A 16,948-nucleotide genomic window follows, 5' to 3' on the forward strand; every position below is an offset into this window, starting at 1 on the left:
ACAAAATATGGAAATATTGTGAGATCTGTATGAGCATTTCTGGATGTGCGAACTGTACTGATTTTTGGTATAGTCGTTAACAGAAGCGGATGAGGCAGAAAGGATAGGCGAAGAGCAGGAAATGGAACTTTTGATTTTGATTGCATTTGATTCCACGCAGCAGGCATTGCGTGCAGAGATGCTGCTAGAGTACGCCGATATTGAGATTGATACGCGGCCAACCCCGAAAGAAGTGACAGCAGGCTGCGCTTTATCCATTGATATTCCAGCATCGGAGTTTGAAAAGGCGGATCAGATTATTCGCCAGGAGCAAGTAGAGATTAAAGGGTATTACTATAAGGATAACGGTACATATAGGTTGTATAAACCGTATGAAAGATAAAATGGAGAGGGGTGATTCGAATGAGCTTCGAAAAATATTATGATAGCTTGGTGGCATATGTTACCGATTTGAACAAATGGGAGACGTTAGGGATCATTACGCTGAAAATTATTGTGATGTTTATTGCCGCTAATTTGATCGTGAAGATCGCGAGTGCTGCGGTGAACCGTATCTTTCAGCAACGGGAGAGCGGAGGAAGATTTGAGCGGTTGCGTCTGGACACACGACGTAGTGAAACGATGCGAACGCTCATTAATAACATCATTAAATACACGATTTATTTTATTGCGTTTTTGAATGTCTTTACGTTCCTTGGATATAATCCGCAGCCGCTATTGGCAAGTGCTGGGGTGCTTGGATTGGCCATCGGTTTTGGAGCACAGAACCTTGTGCGCGATGTAATTACCGGTTTTTTTATTATTTTTGAAGATCAATTTGCCGTTGGAGATGTGGTTACGATTGGAAAGGTAACTGGAACAGTACAGGAAATCGGATTACGTGTAACCAGAATTAAAGTATGGACAGGAGAAGTTCATATTATTCCAAACGGCCAAATTACGGAAGTAACCAACATGTCCTTAGCAAACTCGATTGCAGTAGTCGATATTAGTGTAGGGTATGAACAGGACATTACTCATGTGGTGGAATTGCTGAAAGAAGCAGCACCAAGATGGAAAGAAACGATTGAAGCAATTGTAGAAATCCCATCTGTGCTTGGCGTGGAGCGATTCGGTCCATCAGAAGTGGTCATTCGTATCATTGCAGAATGTGAAGCCGCACAGCATGCTCCTGTAATGCGAGCACTTCGAGCCGATATTAAGGAGATGTTCGATGCGAATGGCATTGAAATTCCGTATCCGCACATGGTTATGATGAATGGGGAAAAAGGGACAAACATCGAGCAGACAGAAGAAAGTTCGCGACAAAAGCAAACGTCAGTGTAATAAAGGAGGGGTAGTGTGGAACGTAAGGTGTTCGGATTAGGTGACGTTGTAGAAATGAAGAAGCCTCATCCATGTGGAACAAATCGCTGGAAGATTATTCGGATGGGAATGGATATACGTGTTAAGTGTCTTGGATGTGAGCATAGTGTGATGATCCCACGTGTAAAATTCGAGAAGCGGTTAAAAAAGATTGTAGAGACAGCAAAACCTGAAGAATAGAGCGGCATGAAAAAAGCGAAGGGCGTCCTTCGCTTTTTTCATGCCATCCTTATGCATTCGCTTTTTCGTATGCCAGTAAGATAATGTCTTTGTTCGTTTCCTGAGATAGCTGGCGCTCAAAAGATTGCAGCTGTTCCACTTCTTTGCCTGACAGTTCTGCTGGTGGGAACGTATTTACGGATTCGGTTGCCATGTTCGTCACCTCCCTGCTCCTAGTATGCTTCTTTTTTTCACAGAATAACTCATGCTATAATGGTAAAAGTGTTTTTGGAAACTAATCTGAGGAGTGTTTATATACATGGCAAATTCTTGTGGAATCGTCGGACTTCCAAATGTAGGGAAATCGACGTTATTTAATGCGATTACACAGGCGGGGGCAGAATCTGCTAACTATCCGTTCTGTACGATTGAACCAAACGTAGGCATCGTAGAAGTTCCTGATCCGCGCCTGAACAAACTTACAGAAATTGTTATCCCGAAGAAAACGGTACCAACAGCGTTCCAGTTCGTGGATATTGCAGGGCTTGTGCGTGGCGCAAGTAAAGGGGAAGGCCTTGGCAACCAGTTCTTGTCTCATATTCGTGAAGTCGATGCCATTGCTCACGTTGTTCGCTGCTTTGAAGATGAGAACATTACGCACGTAGAAGGAAAAATCGATCCGATCAATGATATTACGACTATCAATCTTGAGCTGATTCTAGCTGATCTTGAATCAGTAGACCGCCGTATTGATCGTCTTGGACGTAAAGTAAAGTCAGGCGATAAAGAAGCAAAAGTCGAATATGATCTACTGGTAAAGGTAAAAGATGCACTGGAGAACGAGAAACCAGCTCGCAGTCTTGATCTAACGGATGATGAGCACAAAATGATTCATCACTTCCACATGCTGACGATGAAACCAGTTCTATATGTAGCGAATGTAAGTGAAGATGGGATTCATGAGGCGGAAGCAGGGGAAAACCCGTATGTGGAAAAAGTACGCGAGTATGCGGCTGCAGAAGGTTCTGCGGTTGTCGTGATTTCGGCAAAAGTGGAGTCTGAGATTGCTGAAATGGACGATGAAGATAAAGCGATGTTCTTAGAAGAGCTGGGTCTTCAGGAATCTGGCCTAGATCGCCTCATTCGGGAAGCATATACGCTTCTTGGTTTGATTACGTACTTTACAGCTGGTGTGCAGGAAGTGCGAGCTTGGACGATTCGCCGTGGCACAAAAGCACCACAGGCAGCAGCTGTTATTCATAATGACTTTGAACGTGGCTTTATTCGGGCAGAAGTGGTGGCCTATAACGACTTAATCGATGCTGGCTCCATGAACCAGGCAAAGGAAAACGGTAAGTTCCGTCTTGAAGGTAAAGAGTATGTCGTAGTAGATGGCGACATTATGCACTTCCGTTTCAACGTGTAAAATATCGCTGGACAAACATGTAAATAAATGGTAAATTAAATACAGGAAGGGCAAATAATTAACACCTTGCTATTATCTGCTCTTTTTATTATAATAGTGAAATGCGAGTTTAGAATTGCCACGTGTAATACGGGCTCGCTCCTTGTCCCGCAGTCGCGGGGCCGCTTAGTCCAAAAGGAGGTGAAAGGTATGCGCAAATACGAAGTTATGTACATTTTACGCCCAGACCTTCAGGAAGAGGCTGCTAAAGCAAACGTTGAACGTTTCTCTGGCGTCCTTACTGAGAACGGTGCTGAGCTTGAAAAAGTTAACGAAATGGGTAAAAAACGTCTGGCGTATGAAATCAACGATCATCGTGAAGGTTTCTACGTGCTCATGAACTTCCAATCCGAGCCGCAGGCTGTTAACGAGATGGAACGTCTGATGAAGATCAGCGACGACGTCATTCGTTACTTAGTTGTTCGTGAAGACGAAAAATAAGTTCGATTGATTTTATAAAGGGGGTTATCGTGTTGAATCGAGCGATATTGCTAGGTCGTTTAACGAAAGATCCGGAATTGCGCTACACGCAGAACGGAACAGCTGTAGCTACGTTTTCGCTGGCTATAGATCGGAGAACGACTAACCAGCAGGGTGAAAGAGAAACCGATTTTCTCAACATCGTAGTCTGGAGCAAGCTGGCTGAGCTTTGTGCTCAGTATTTGAAGAAAGGTCGTCAGGCAGCTGTCGAAGGCCGGATTCAGACACGCAACTATGAGAACAAGGAAGGCCGACGCGTCTATGTTACAGAGATTGTGGCAGAGAACGTACAGTTTATCGGTGGACAAGGTCAGGGCCAAGGTGGTTCAGGCTTCCAGGATGAGTCGTACGGTGGTGGATTCGGTCAGGCTCCTTCTTCTAGTGGCGGCAGCCGTTCGCGCGATGCATTTAATGATAATCCCTTTGCTGATACTCAAAAACCGATTGATATCTCGGATGATGATTTACCATTCTAGAAAGCTACCGGCAAACTATTAATCAAGGAGGGAACTATCATGGCACAACGTCGTGGACGCGGCAAACGCCGTAAGGTTTGTTACTTTACTTCAAACAAAATCACGCACATTGACTATAAAGACATTGATTTGCTCAAGAAGTTCATCAGCGAGCGCGGAAAGATTTTACCGCGCCGTGTAACAGGTACTTCTGCTAAATATCAGCGCATGCTGACAGTAGCAATCAAACGTTCTCGTCAAATCGCCCTGTTACCATACGTGACAGAGTAGGATATAAATACATGAGAGGCAGGGGAATGATTCTTCTGCCTCTTTTTGTTGTATAGTAATAGGAATGAACAAGAAAGAGAGGTGAAGTGTTATATGCAGGGTAACGTACGAGGGCTTCTGGAAGGTGCGTTTATGAGCGCTATTTTTTTGGTGCTTTTTCTGATTTCGTTCTATACACCATTCGGGCTCATTGTGATTATGGCACTGCCAATTCCGATGACAGTATACGGATATCGACATTCGCTAAAGCAGGGGTTATTAACGGTATTAGCAGCAGTATTGTTGACATTTGTATCAGCGGCTGGTGTAGCAGGAGTGCTGATATCCTTGCCAGCAGCTTTAGTCGGTCTGGGAATGGGATATATATATAAGAAGAAAAACAGTGCGGGTCAAGCGCTTATTACGGGAACTGTAATTGCATTAATTATGACCTTTATCAGTATTGGAATCTCGCTTTCATTTCTCCAGACTAATCCAATCGATAAGGCCGTTACAACGATGAAACAGGGAATCGAAACGATGTTTCAAGAAGCGGAAGCAAAGTTAACGACTTCTCTCCAGCAACTTCCACAGGCACAGCGAGAGGGTGAGCAGGGGCATCAGATTATGGCGATGCAAGAGAGAATCAAGATGATGAAGCAAGAGCTTCCTCCTATGGTATCGATGATTATCCCTGCGTCATTAATCGCATCATCGCTATTAACTGCGTTTTTGAATCATGTGTTGTCTCGCCGCGTCTTACAGCGTATGGGTGCCAATGCTCCTGCTTTGCCTGCAATTCGACATTTGCGCTTTCCGCGTTCAGTTTTGTATTATTATCTTATTGCGCTCATTATCCCGGCATTTATAGACCCGGTGAAATATTCGTTTATAAGAATGGCTGTTATGAACGTTAGTATACTTCTTCATTATGCGGTAACCATTCAAGGATTTGCGGTATTTGCATATTGGGCGCATCAGAGGAATTGGAAAAGGGCGGGGCTTATTATGGCTGGATGTATATTTCTTCTTCCGCCGTTTACCTTTATACTAACATTAATAGGTATCATGGATGCCGGATTGGACCTGCGAGGTCGATTTCTTCAATAATAGGAGCTGAGTATATGCCTAAGTTCCTGGCAAAACGCTGGTTTGGATCGCATATGATACTGGCTCTCATTTTTGGGCTGATGGCAACGGGGCTGCTTGCGTTTTATGTTCACTGGATATTCGGGCTGCTTGGTATCCTGGGGCTGGTTCTTATCATATACGTCACACTGCAGAATAAAAAGCAATTTCTCGATGAGGTAGAATCGTATGCCACCTCACTTGGCCATCGAATTCAACATGCAGGCGATGACGTGATTCAATCTATGCCAGTTGGAATTGTGCTTGTAAACGATAACCAGTCGATTGAATGGCACAATCAGTATGTACAGATGATGACAGGTAGAACGAACTTAATTGGTGAGACGTTGCTTGAGGTTTTTCCTCCGCTTGCAGATGTGAAGCTAGGAAAAGAGAAAGCAGAAATTACCTATCAGAAGCGTATTTATGACGTGGAGATCCGCTCAGATGAGCGTCTGTTTTATTTTACTGATATCACACTGTATAAAGAGCTGCAGATGCACTACGAGGATGAGAAGCTGGTAATGGGAATTGTCCATCTAGATAATCTGGATGAAGTAGTGCAGGGGATGGATGAACAAAGTCAGAGCATCCTACTCACAAATGTAACCGGTGCGATTACCAAATGGGCACAGCAATATGATATTTATTTACGACGCTTCGCCTCGGATAAGTTCTTTGCTGTACTCGATCACGGAACGCTGCAACAATTAGAAGCTACACGCTTCGATGTTCTCGATGTCGTTCGGGAGATGACTACGAAAAATAAGATTCCGATTACCCTTAGCATTGGGATTGGCGCAGGTGTTGACGGATTGATTGAACTCGGCGAGATGGCGCAGTCAAGCCTTGATGTGGCGCTTGGCCGGGGTGGGGATCAGGCTGCTGTAAAAGTAAGAGATAAGCTTACGTTCTACGGTGGCAAATCTAATGCAGTTGAGAAGCGCAACCGTGTTCGCGCCCGTGTGATTGCCCATGCACTCCGGGATTTAATGCTTGAGAGTGATCTCGTATTGATCATGGGTCATAAAATGCCTGACATGGATGCGATTGGTGCTGCAATTGGTGTATTGAAAGCTGTACATGCAGCGGATAAACAAGGATACATTTTGCTTGATGAAAGTAACCCGGCGATTGAGCGGCTAATGCAGGCTGTAGAAGAGCATGAAGACCTGAATGATTACTTTATTACAAGTGATCAGGCGATCCAGATGGTGACACAGCGGACGCTTGTTGTCGTAGTAGACACACATCGTCCATCGATGACCATTGAACCTCGTTTGTTAAATATGACGAGCAAAGTCGTGCTCATTGATCATCACCGTCGCTCAGAAGAATTTATTGCTGATCCTGTTCTGATCTATCTGGAGCCATATGCATCGTCTACAAGCGAACTTGTAACCGAACTATTGCAGTATCAAGGTGAGAGTCTTTCCCTTGATGTGCTAGAAGCGACAGCACTTCTGGCGGGGATTGTTGTGGATACGAAAAGTTTTGCTTTCCGAACCGGCTCACGTACGTTTGAAGCGGCATCGTTCTTACGTCGTAAAGGAGCCGATACAGCTCTCGTGCAGATTTTGCTGAAGGAAGATCTGACACAGTATATTCGCCGTGCTGAAATTGTTCAGCAAACGGAGATTATCGGAAAAAATATTGCCATCGCCCAGGGGAAAAATGATGAGAAGTACGGGCAGCTACTTATCGCGCAGGCTGCGGATACGTTGCTTACAATGGCGGGAATAGATGCTTCTTTTGTGATTTGCCGCAGGCCAGATGATATGATTGGGATTAGTGCCCGCTCACTCGGTGACTTCAATGTTCAAGTTGTGATGGAGGAGATGGGTGGCGGTGGACATCTCAATAATGCGGCTACTCAGCTTAAGGAAGTCACGGTAGCTGAAGCAGTTGAACAGCTTAAACAAGTATTAAAAAATTACCAGGGAGGGAAACCGAAATGAAAGTAATTTTCTTGCAAGATGTAAAAGGACAGGGGAAAAAAGGGGAAATTAAAGAGGTCTCTGAGGGATATGCTCGCAATTTCTTGCTAAAAAAGGGTCTTGCTCAAGTGGCGACTGAGGGCAACATGAAGATGCAACAGGCTCACCAAAAGAGTGAGGCAAAGCGTAAGCAGGAAGAGCTTGAAGAAGCGAAGAAGCTTGCTAAGATTATGGAAGAAACAGAGATTACGATTAAGGCAAAATCAGGCGAAGGTGGCCGCTTGTTTGGAGGCGTGAGCACGAAGCAAATTGCCGAAGAGCTAAAAAAGGCAGGCTTCAAAGTCGACAAGCGTAAAATTTTGCTTGATGACCCGATTCGTACGCTTGGCTATACAAATGTGCCGATCAAAGTACACCAAGAGGTAACAACAACGATGAAAGTACATGTCGTTGAAGAATAGAATTGAGGGATCCTAATGAGTGATATTTTCCTCGATCGTATTCCGCCCCAAAACATCGAGGCTGAACAAGCCGTTTTGGGGGCTATTTTTTTGGAGAGAGAAGCGTTAATTGCCGCGACGGATATTTTGGTGGCAGAAGATTTCTATCGGACATCACACCAGCGTATTTTTCAGGTAATGACCGATCTCGGAGAGCGGAATGAACCGGTTGATCTTGTAACGGTAACGGCAGAACTTGAGAACCGCAAACAGCTTGATGAGGTGGGCAGTGTTTCATATCTGACCGATCTGGCAACGTCTGTTCCGACTGCGTCGAACATCGAGTACTATGCCAAAATTGTGGAGGAGAAATCCACCCTTCGTCGACTGATTCGTGCAGCTACTAAAATTGTGACGGACGGGTATACAGGCGGAGAAGATATTCCGGCTCTCTTGGGTGATGCAGAACGGCACATTATGCAGATCTCGCAGCGTCAGCGTACATCAAGCTTTATGCATATTAAAGATGTGCTCATGGATACGTATGAGTACATTGAGACGCTGTCTGAGAGCAAAGGTGAAATCACGGGTCTGCCGACAGGGTATCCAGACCTTGATAAGATGACAGCCGGTTTGAAGCCGTCTGAGCTGATTATTCTAGCTGCTCGTCCGGCAGTTGGAAAGACGGCGTTTGCCTTGAACGTGGCACAGAATGTGGCCGCACGTGCCGGAGCGCCGGTGGCAATCTTTAGTCTGGAGATGTCAGCGACTCAGCTGGTGCAGCGGATGATCTGTGCGGAAGGGAATATTGATGCGCAGCGAATGCGTACCGGTTATTTTGCGGATGATGATTGGCATAAGTTAACGATGGCGATTGGTACGCTGGCCAGTGCACCGATCTACATTGATGATACACCAGGGATTACGATTACAGATATTCGGTCGAAGTGCCGTCGCTTGAAAGCAGAAGCCGGGCTGGGATTGATTTTGATTGATTACTTGCAGTTGATTACAGGACGGAAAGGCGGCGGAGATAACCGCCAGCAGGAGATCTCTGAGATCTCGCGTACACTGAAGCTCATTGCCCGTGAGCTGGAGTGCCCGGTTATTGCCCTGTCACAGCTAAGCCGTGCGGTGGAGCAGCGCCAGGATAAGCGTCCGATGCTCTCTGATATTCGGGAGAGTGGGAGTATTGAACAGGATGCCGACATGGTGGCGTTTTTATACCGTGATGACTACTACGATAAAGAGACTGAGAAGAAGAATATTATTGAGGTTATCATTGGCAAGCAGCGAAGCGGTCCGACAGGGACAGTAGAGCTGGCATTCCTTAAGGAATACAATAAATTCGTCAGTCTGAGCCACCATGATGAAGGGTAATGCATACATTTCATGAAAACTCCTTATCCTACAGGATAGGGAGTTTTTTCGTGATGCATATAAATTAATCGAACAAATATTGTTGAAGTATCTTGATTGTTCGGTTTTTATTGACACAGGGAGACCAGATTGCTAAACTTAGTATGTTAAAAAAGTAGGAGGTGCCCAACCAATGTCAACTGTAGTAGTTGTAGGTTCCCAATGGGGAGATGAAGGGAAAGGTAAAGTAACCGACTTTCTCGCGGAAAAAGCAGAAGTAGTGGCACGTTATCAGGGCGGAGACAATGCGGGTCATACTATTGTTTTTGGTGGGACTAAATATAAATTACATTTGATTCCTTCGGGGATTTTTTACAGTGATAAAATTTGCGTGATCGGAAACGGAATGGTTGTAAATCCGAAATCGTTAATTAAAGAGTTAGAATACTTACATAGTCATGGTGTGAGCACAGACAATCTGCGCATTAGCGACCGCGCTCATGTTATCATGCCATACCACATCAAAATTGATGGTGCAGAAGAAGCGAACAAAGGTGACAACAAGATTGGTACAACACTAAAAGGTATTGGACCAGCTTACATGGACAAGGCTGCTCGTATCGGTATTCGCATGGCTGATCTGATGGATAAAGCCGAGTTCGAGAAAAAACTGCGCCGCAATCTTGAAGAGAAAAACCGTCTGTTCGAAAAAGTATACGAAGTAGAAGGCTGCAACTTCGATGAAATCTTCGAAGAGTACCTCGGTTATGCAGATCAAATTCGCAAGTATGTAACAGACACATCCGTTGTGCTGAACGATTCTATCGACGCAGGCAAACGTGTTCTGTTCGAAGGTGCACAGGGCGTTATGCTTGATATCGACCAAGGTACATTCCCATTCGTTACTTCATCAAATCCGGTAGCAGGCGGTGTCTGCATCGGTTCAGGTGTTGGACCGACGAAAATCCATCATGTTGTTGGGGTAGCGAAAGCATACACAAGCCGTGTAGGCGATGGCCCATTCCCAACAGAGCTTCATGACGAGATCGGTCACCATATCCGTGAAGTAGGTCGCGAATACGGTACAACAACAGGTCGTCCACGCCGTGTAGGTTGGTTTGACAGTGTCGTTGTACGTCATGCACGTCGCGTAAGTGGAATCACAGCACTGTCTTTAAACTCTGTAGACGTTTTGACAGGACTTGAGACAGTTAAGATTTGTGCGGCTTACCGTTATAAAGGTGAAGTTATTGAGCACTATCCAGCTAACTTGAACGTTCTGGCTGAATGTGAGCCGGTATATGAAGAACTGCCAGGCTGGACAGAGGATATTACAAAATGCCGTTCGCTTGATGAACTGCCGGAAAATGCACGCCACTACATTGAGCGTGTGACACAACTGACAGGTATTTCACTGTCTATGTTCTCCGTAGGTCCAGACCGCGATCAAACAAATATTGTTCGCAGTGTATATGCGCTGTAGAATTTAGATGACATCCTGCCTGTAATCGGGCAGGATGTTTTTATTTTTATGGGTGTAAATCATTTCTAATGTATATTTTTTTTTCCATGACTAACAATAGACAAGTAGCAACGATCATATAGGAGGTTATGATGTTACTTGAACGAATCGCGTCATGGAAGAAGAAAGAGTTTGCGGATGACGCGTTACAAAATGAACCTGGCTATTTCGTATACCGACTCGCAACAGGTGCCGCTACAAGTGCTCTGTTGACAGTTGCATGCGGACAGATGCTTATAATGGCTTGGCCTTATATAACGGATGCACCAAAACCGGATAAACAAGCTGTCTATACAGACCAGATCGCCAAGCCAGAAGAGAAAGTGGCATGGAGTGTACGAGAAAAGCCTTCGCATGGTGACGGGCACTTCCTTATGCCGGCCCCGGGGCCGCTTAGCTCGCCGTTTGGTATGCGCTGGGGACGAATGCATCAAGGAATTGACATTGCAAGCCCAATTGGAACACCCGTTACAGCAGCTGATAATGGACGTATTACATTTGCAGGTGTGAAAACAGGATACGGCAATTGTATGATTATCGACCATGGTAATGGATACGAGACCGTATACGGACATCTAGATACGCTAGTTGCTTCAGAGGGGGATATCGTAGAAAAGAAGGAACTGGTCGCTTATTCTGGCAATACAGGACGCTCGACGGGACCCCACCTTCATTTTGAAATCAGAAAGCATGGGGAACCTATTGATCCCCGTCCATTTTTGCAGTAGGATAAGCAGGACAAAAAGCCGATGGAAGAGGAGCATCGGCTTTTTCCTATTCTTGCATGTACGAATAGAGCAGGAATTCATCTGTTAGGGTGGAAGAAAAGGAAGAGAGGTGGGAAAGAATGAAACAGAAAGTATTAGTAGTAGATGATGAACGTCCAATAGCAGACATTCTAAAGTTCACGTTGGAGAAAGAAGGATATGACGTACAGTGTGCGTATGATGGCTATGAGGCACTTGATGTTGCCAATAAATATGAACCGGATATGATCCTGCTTGATATTATGCTGCCGGGCAAAGATGGAATCGAAGTCTGCCGCTTAATCCGACAGACTTCCGATGTTCCGATTATTATGCTGACTGCCAAAGATAGTGAGTTAGACAAAGTGCTTGGACTTGAACTTGGAGCGGACGACTATGTAACTAAGCCGTTTAGCAGTCGGGAACTACTCGCTCGTATCAAGGCAAATTTGCGTCGGCATACGAAGGTTACCAAGCCAGAAGGAAGGGAAGAAGCAGATGAAGCAAGAATCTCAGTCGGTACATTGATTATCGACATGAAATCATATACCGTAGAAAAACGCGGACAGCCCATTGAGACTACACACCGTGAATTTGTACTGCTGCATTATCTCGCTCAACATCTGGATCAAGTGCTGACACGTGATCACCTGCTTCAGGCTGTCTGGGGGTTTGATTATTTCGGTGATGCACGGACGGTGGACGTGACGATTCGGCGTCTCCGTGAAAAGATAGAGGATGATCCAAGTTCACCTCAATACATCATTACACGACGCAGCCTTGGCTATATGATGCGCAACCCGGTAGAGGATGTGCGATGAAGCGGGTTGGTTTTTTTCAGACGGTACAGTGGAAGGTCGTCATTTTGTATTTGCTGCTTATTTTGATTGCCATGCAGGTGATCGGTGCGTACTTCATTCGCACAGCTGAATCGTACTATGTGAACAACTTTACTGAAACATTAAATACACAGGCCAATCTGCTTGCAATGAATATTGAAAAATATCTTGAGGGAGATACAGTGCCCAGAGAAGATGTGGACAACTTGATCCGTAATCTGTTCGTGCTGCGCAATGCGGACGTACAGTTACTTGATCAGAACGGGATTGTACTGACGACAACAGAAGAAAATAAATCAGTCATTGGGCAGAAAAATACACGGGCTGAAGTGAATATGGCATTGCTTGGCACACGAAGTGAATCTGTACAGTATAATCCAGAGACTCACCAGCGTGTCAAAGTGCTTGCGTTTCCGATTAAAAAAGGAGCACGGATTCTCGGAGCTCTTTATCTGGTTGCTTCCATGGAAGAGATGTATCAAACGATGAACCAGATTAACAAAATCCTGGCGACCGGAACGGGAATAGCCCTCCTGCTTACCGCTGCGCTCGGCATTGTGCTCGCCCGAACCATTACAACACCTGTTAAAGAAATTACCAGGCAGGCGACCGCAATGGCGAACGGAGATTTTAATGGAAGTGTCCGCGTGTATTCCGAGGACGAGATTGGGCAGCTTGGTGAGACATTCAATTTACTTACCAGTCGTCTTAGGCGAGCCATTTCTCAGAACGAAGCAGAGAAAGAAAAGCTTGCCTCTATTCTTACACATATGAGCGACGGAGTAATCGCGACAGACGGGGATTATAACATTATGTTGATCAATCGTCCTGCCCAGCGTCTGCTTGGTGTTGACTATGAGGAAACGATTGGGCGCAGTCTGTATGAGGTACTTTCGATTCCAGAGGATCAGGAAGAAGGCGATGCCTTTTTTCAACCGGCAGCTCCAGTCATTGTGGATATGAACGTCGAAGGGGAAGAACGACTCATTCGTTTTAGTTTTAATATGCTGACAAGCCATGAAGCAGAGCAGAAGCCGGGCATTATCGCGGTGCTTCAGGATGTAACAGAACAGGAGGAGCTAGAGCGTGTTCGGCAAGAGTTTGTAGCGAATGTATCACATGAGCTGCGAACACCGCTTACAACGCTTAAGAGTTACCTAGAGGCATTGGAGGAAGGTGCCATGCATGACCCGGCCATTGCCGGGAAATTCCTTCAGGTATTGCTTAGTGAGACAGACAGGATGACGCGCCTTGTGCATGATCTCTTGCAGCTTTCCCGATACGATGCCCGGCAGCAATTGCTTGATATGCGTCCGATTGACGTAGCGCAACTGCTATGGGATGTACGGGAGAGGTTTCGGATTCCAATTCAACAGGAACGAATTGACTTGAACCTGGAGTTGTCTGATCAAGGTCTCCCCCTTGTCCGTGCTGATCGTGACGCGGTCATTCAAGTTCTGGATAATTTGTTATCGAATGCGATGAAATACTCGAATGAAAACACAACGGTTACGGTGCGTGCTGCACAGGAAGGGAACCTGGTGCGGATTGAGGTAGAGGATGAAGGCGTTGGGATTCGGCAGCGTGATCTAAAACGTATTTTTGAACGGTTCTATCGTGTAGACAAGGCACGCAGCCGCAGCATGGGCGGAACGGGACTCGGGCTGTCCATTGCCCGGCAAATCGTACTGGCGCATGGCGGGACGATCGAGATGACAAGTGAATGGCAGAAAGGAACAAAAGTAAGCTTCACGCTTCCAATCGAGGAGGATAGGGAACATGAAGCAACTTGAGCAGATCAAAACGGTTGTACTGGTCGTGTTGATCATTATAAGCCTTCTATTGTCGGGAGTCTTGTGGAATACGATGCCGCATCTCGATAGTTTAAGTTCAGCCAACTATGTAGCTCCCCAGCCATTCGGACGTACGTATGAAGCGGAAGCGCTTGTACAACCTGCTTATGCGCGTGTTCATACAGGGGACGGCAGGCATTTTCAGGCACGCACAGATACGAACTTGTATAAGAAACTTGTGGCAAACATGAAGCAATGGAACGTGTATTCGTTTACTCCGATGTCCTGGAATAAGGAAGATTGGGAGAGCATCGAGGGGAAAAAGCGTGGGATTGAACTTGTCTACAGTGGCGATGTGCTTGAAGATACGTTAGGAGAACGGTTGACGATTCGGGGACAGGCTATTAGCGGAATCCTGTCTGCTAACCGAATCTGGTTGTATAGTAATAAAGAGGATGGAACCGTGCAGGCGTTGTTTATCTCAGATAGTCGGCAGCGTATCACCAAGGCGCGTACATCGCTTACACCAGCAGAGTTAGAAGCATATTTGCAACCGTCTCTGTTGGCTTCTCTCACTGAGCAAATCGTATATCGTCCTTTTAACGAGAAAACCGGAAATCCGGCAGTGTATATGCCAAAAGAGCGTTTGAAGATGTATCGTTATCGCTATTTTTATCAGCCGATTACCGCCCAGAACATGCTATCCTTTTTATTTACGGATGCAGGTCTGGCTCGGGAAGTAACGGAACGCGACGGAACACAAATCTATACGAATGGAAGTCAGACGGTCTCGATTCCTAAGCATCATAATTACTTATTGTATCGCAATCCAGTTCAGGTGCCAAAAGAAACGGGAGAGGACCATAACTTCAATGATTCTCTTCATGCAGCGGTATCGTTTATGAACAAGCATGGAGGATGGCCAGGAACGTATCAATTTGCGAGTGTGGATACCGCGTTGCCGGGCAAAAGCCGGGCAGCGGTATACCGATTCCGCCAACATGTTGGTCCTTATCCGCTTTATAGTGAAAATGATGGAGAAACGGTTGTGGTAATCGAGACAACGGACGATAGCATAGCGCAGGCACAGTATCCGATGCGTCAGCTCGATACGTATTTTGAGCGGACTGCTACTCTGGTAATGAACGGCGGGGAAGTTGCCCGGCAATTAGAACGGAAAGGGATACCAAAGGATCAAGTCATCGGGATTGAACTGGCGATGTATGCGGGGAAACGCTATGACTTTATCGAGATGAATCCCGTATGGGTGGTTCAGCAAAAAAATAAGCCGCCCCTGTACTTGCCGGCTGCTGTATCAGGTGGAAGAGGTGACGGTAATGGATTGGAGTAAAGCCAAAACCATTCTGATTCTAACGTTTTTGCTTCTGGATTTGTTCCTTGGCTATCAAATCATTTATAGCTACAACCGTGACCGTGCAGGGATGCCGCAGGGGGAACTGATTCCTTCTAGTATGGAGGAATTACTACAGTCTCGTCATATCAAATTGACAGTAGATATTCCATCTGGAACACCAGAAATGTATTACATGTACGTAAAGTTTACCGGATTTTCTGCGCATCTGGCACGGCTTACCGGACAATCAGAAACGGAAAGCCAGGGAAATGGTGTGATTGTTACGTTTGATGGTCCGCTTCTCGTTCCTAATTCGGAGGATCGAGTGGATTTGCTGAAGGTTATGGAACCGTATGTCCCTTTTGCACGTGAATATGTCTATGATACTCGTTCTAGTAGCGCGTACACGGCCCACTATGTCCAAACGTATCAGCGTTATCCGCTATTCAGTGTGCCTATGGATATTAGAGTGAAAGGAAGCCGGGTATTCGGTTATAGCCAGACACATGTTCAGATTATTAGCCAGGGAAATGGTCGCCGGGTCATCCCGGCACTAACAGCTGTTCGAACATTGCTTGATAATGGTTATATCCGATACGGGGAATCGATCTCTGATATTTCGATTGGTTATTACGGTCATATGTATGATGCAGACATTCAAGTGCTTGCTCCTGTCTGGCGGATTGTTCACACGAATGGCATGCAATATGTAAATGGAATTACTGGGGCAATTGAACAAATTCAGGCACTTGAAAAAAAATGAAACATCCCTAATAATAATTGAGTATGAAAGAGGTAGGGAAGCGAGGAAGCTATGAAATTCAGTGTATTAGCCAGTGGGAGTACAGGGAATTCTTTTTATATTGAAGGAAAAAGTGGGAAAGTATTGGTCGATGCAGGCTTAAGCGGCAAGCAGGTTGAGAAATTGCTTACGGAAGTAGGAGCGGATGCGTCGGAGCTTGATGCCATTCTCATTACACATGAGCATTCTGACCATATTAAAGGAGTCGGAGTGCTGGCCCGTCGCTATCAGCTTCCGGTGTATGCGAACACTAAAACATGGGAGCAGCTAGATCGCCAGCTAGGAACGCTTGCGGAAGATCAGCGCAAGCTTATGGAGGCGGGAGAGACGATTGATTTTGGCACGATGAAAGTCGAATCATACGGTATATCACATGATGCGGCCGAGCCGATGGGATTTTGTTTTCATGAAGAAGATGCCAAAGTCAGCCTGACGACCGATCTTGGGTATGTCAGTCAGCGTATTAAAGACACGGTGCGTGGATCAGATGCTTACATTTTTGAAGCGAACCATGATGTTGAGATGCTGCGTATGGGAAGCTACCCGTGGAACACGAAGCGCCGCATTTTGAGTGATGTGGGCCATTTGTCCAACGATACGGCAGGGGAAGCTCTGACTGAGATTTTGGAGGGAAAAGGAGAGACGGTGTACTTGGCACATCTGAGCAAAGAAAACAACATGACGGAGTTGGCACGTCTGACTGTGAAAAACATTCTGGAGGAAAGCGGGTTTCATGATGGAACTCATGTCCAGCTAAAAGACACATCCCCCATTCATCCTACTGCCATGCAGGAGATTATTCGTAAATAAGAGTACGTACAGAAAGGAGCAGTC

Annotated in this window: 18 protein-coding genes and 2 pseudogenes; 19 read left to right on the forward strand and 1 reads right to left on the reverse strand. The window is 45.7% G+C overall.

All coding sequences use genetic code 11. The features are described from left to right. The first annotated feature begins 121 nt into the window (after positions 1-121). The 3 genes from PO771_RS00115 to PO771_RS00125 are packed head-to-tail and all read left to right on the forward strand — an operon-like array spanning position 122 to position 1,545. Entirely contained in the window at positions 122-382 is a 261-nt protein-coding gene (locus PO771_RS00115; protein ID WP_272561283.1) for a putative Se/S carrier protein, read from the forward strand. Between the two features lie 20 nt (positions 383-402). Beyond that, a complete protein-coding gene (locus PO771_RS00120; RefSeq protein WP_272561284.1) occupies positions 403-1,326 on the forward strand; it encodes a mechanosensitive ion channel family protein in 924 nt (307 codons plus the stop codon). A gap of 15 nt (positions 1,327-1,341) precedes the next feature. Next, positions 1,342-1,545 carry a DUF951 domain-containing protein gene (locus PO771_RS00125; protein ID WP_272561285.1) on the forward strand — a complete coding sequence of 68 codons (204 nt, stop codon included), beginning with the start codon at positions 1,342-1,344 and terminating at the stop codon, positions 1,543-1,545. 49 nt (positions 1,546-1,594) lie between these two features. Here PO771_RS00125 and PO771_RS00130 read toward each other — a convergent pair whose 3' ends face one another. Then, positions 1,595-1,738, reverse strand: a complete 144-nt coding sequence (locus PO771_RS00130; RefSeq protein ID WP_272561286.1) for a hypothetical protein — start codon at positions 1,736-1,738, stop codon at positions 1,595-1,597. A gap of 105 nt (positions 1,739-1,843) precedes the next feature. On the opposite strand from PO771_RS00130, the gene ychF reads away from it, so the two are divergent. The 16 genes and pseudogenes from ychF to PO771_RS00205 all read left to right on the forward strand — a co-directional run bounded on the left by ychF (position 1,844) and on the right by PO771_RS00205 (position 16,924). After that, on the forward strand, positions 1,844-2,950 hold the full coding sequence (gene ychF / locus PO771_RS00135) for a redox-regulated ATPase YchF (RefSeq protein WP_272561287.1): 1,107 nt from the start codon (positions 1,844-1,846) through the stop codon (positions 2,948-2,950). Between the two features lie 189 nt (positions 2,951-3,139). Further along, positions 3,140-3,430 carry a 30S ribosomal protein S6 gene (rpsF, locus tag PO771_RS00140; RefSeq protein ID WP_272561288.1) on the forward strand — a complete coding sequence of 97 codons (291 nt, stop codon included), beginning with the start codon at positions 3,140-3,142 and terminating at the stop codon, positions 3,428-3,430. A gap of 29 nt (positions 3,431-3,459) precedes the next feature. Next, positions 3,460-3,945: a single-stranded DNA-binding protein gene (locus tag PO771_RS00145; protein WP_272561289.1), complete on the forward strand. Its 486-nt coding sequence runs from the start codon at positions 3,460-3,462 to the stop codon at positions 3,943-3,945. Between the two features lie 39 nt (positions 3,946-3,984). Further along, a complete protein-coding gene (rpsR, locus tag PO771_RS00150; protein WP_272561290.1) occupies positions 3,985-4,215 on the forward strand; it encodes a 30S ribosomal protein S18 in 231 nt (76 codons plus the stop codon). Between the two features lie 93 nt (positions 4,216-4,308). Next, positions 4,309-5,304 carry a YybS family protein gene (locus PO771_RS00155; protein ID WP_272561291.1) on the forward strand — a complete coding sequence of 332 codons (996 nt, stop codon included), beginning with the start codon at positions 4,309-4,311 and terminating at the stop codon, positions 5,302-5,304. A gap of 14 nt (positions 5,305-5,318) precedes the next feature. Continuing rightward, positions 5,319-7,280, forward strand: a complete 1,962-nt coding sequence (locus tag PO771_RS00160) for a DHH family phosphoesterase (RefSeq protein ID WP_272561292.1) — start codon at positions 5,319-5,321, stop codon at positions 7,278-7,280. Next, the gene (gene rplI / locus PO771_RS00165) at positions 7,277-7,720 is read left to right on the forward strand and encodes a 50S ribosomal protein L9 (protein WP_272561294.1); all 444 of its coding nucleotides are present in this window, start codon (positions 7,277-7,279) and stop codon (positions 7,718-7,720) included. The genes PO771_RS00160 and rplI overlap by 4 nt, the downstream gene beginning before the upstream one ends. A 15-nt stretch (positions 7,721-7,735) precedes the next feature. Beyond that, entirely contained in the window at positions 7,736-9,079 is a 1,344-nt protein-coding gene (gene dnaB / locus PO771_RS00170) for a replicative DNA helicase (protein ID WP_272561295.1), read from the forward strand. Between the two features lie 172 nt (positions 9,080-9,251). After that, a complete protein-coding gene (locus PO771_RS00175) occupies positions 9,252-10,541 on the forward strand; it encodes an adenylosuccinate synthase (protein WP_272561296.1) in 1,290 nt (429 codons plus the stop codon). Between the two features lie 128 nt (positions 10,542-10,669). Continuing rightward, positions 10,670-11,308 carry a M23 family metallopeptidase gene (locus tag PO771_RS00180; protein WP_272561298.1) on the forward strand — a complete coding sequence of 213 codons (639 nt, stop codon included), beginning with the start codon at positions 10,670-10,672 and terminating at the stop codon, positions 11,306-11,308. A gap of 119 nt (positions 11,309-11,427) precedes the next feature. Then, positions 11,428-12,147, forward strand: coding sequence for a response regulator YycF (gene yycF, locus PO771_RS00185; RefSeq protein ID WP_272561299.1), 720 nt, complete (start codon positions 11,428-11,430; stop codon positions 12,145-12,147). Between the two features lie 167 nt (positions 12,148-12,314). Next, positions 12,315-13,442, forward strand: a pseudogene (locus PO771_RS19410) (histidine kinase dimerization/phospho-acceptor domain-containing protein); the annotation flags it as partial. Positions 13,443-13,610: 168 nt separating this feature from the next. Further along, positions 13,611-13,958 (forward strand): annotated as a pseudogene (locus PO771_RS19415) (sensor histidine kinase); the annotation flags it as partial. Further along, entirely contained in the window at positions 13,945-15,309 is a 1,365-nt protein-coding gene (locus PO771_RS00195) for a YycH family regulatory protein (RefSeq protein ID WP_272561301.1), read from the forward strand. The pseudogene PO771_RS19415 and the gene PO771_RS00195, both read left to right, overlap by 14 nt. Next, positions 15,296-16,075 (forward strand): two-component system regulatory protein YycI, encoded by a 780-nt coding sequence (locus tag PO771_RS00200; RefSeq protein ID WP_272561302.1) that lies wholly within the window; start codon positions 15,296-15,298, stop codon positions 16,073-16,075. The genes PO771_RS00195 and PO771_RS00200 overlap by 14 nt, the downstream gene beginning before the upstream one ends. A 51-nt stretch (positions 16,076-16,126) precedes the next feature. Continuing rightward, complete coding sequence (locus PO771_RS00205; RefSeq protein ID WP_272561303.1) at positions 16,127-16,924, forward strand: MBL fold metallo-hydrolase; 798 nt, start codon at positions 16,127-16,129, stop codon at positions 16,922-16,924. The last annotated feature ends 24 nt before the right edge of the window (positions 16,925-16,948 follow it).

Origin of the sequence: Aneurinibacillus uraniidurans, from assembly GCF_028471905.1 — a bacterium.
Classification (GTDB): Bacteria; Bacillota; Bacilli; order Aneurinibacillales; family Aneurinibacillaceae; genus Aneurinibacillus; species Aneurinibacillus uraniidurans.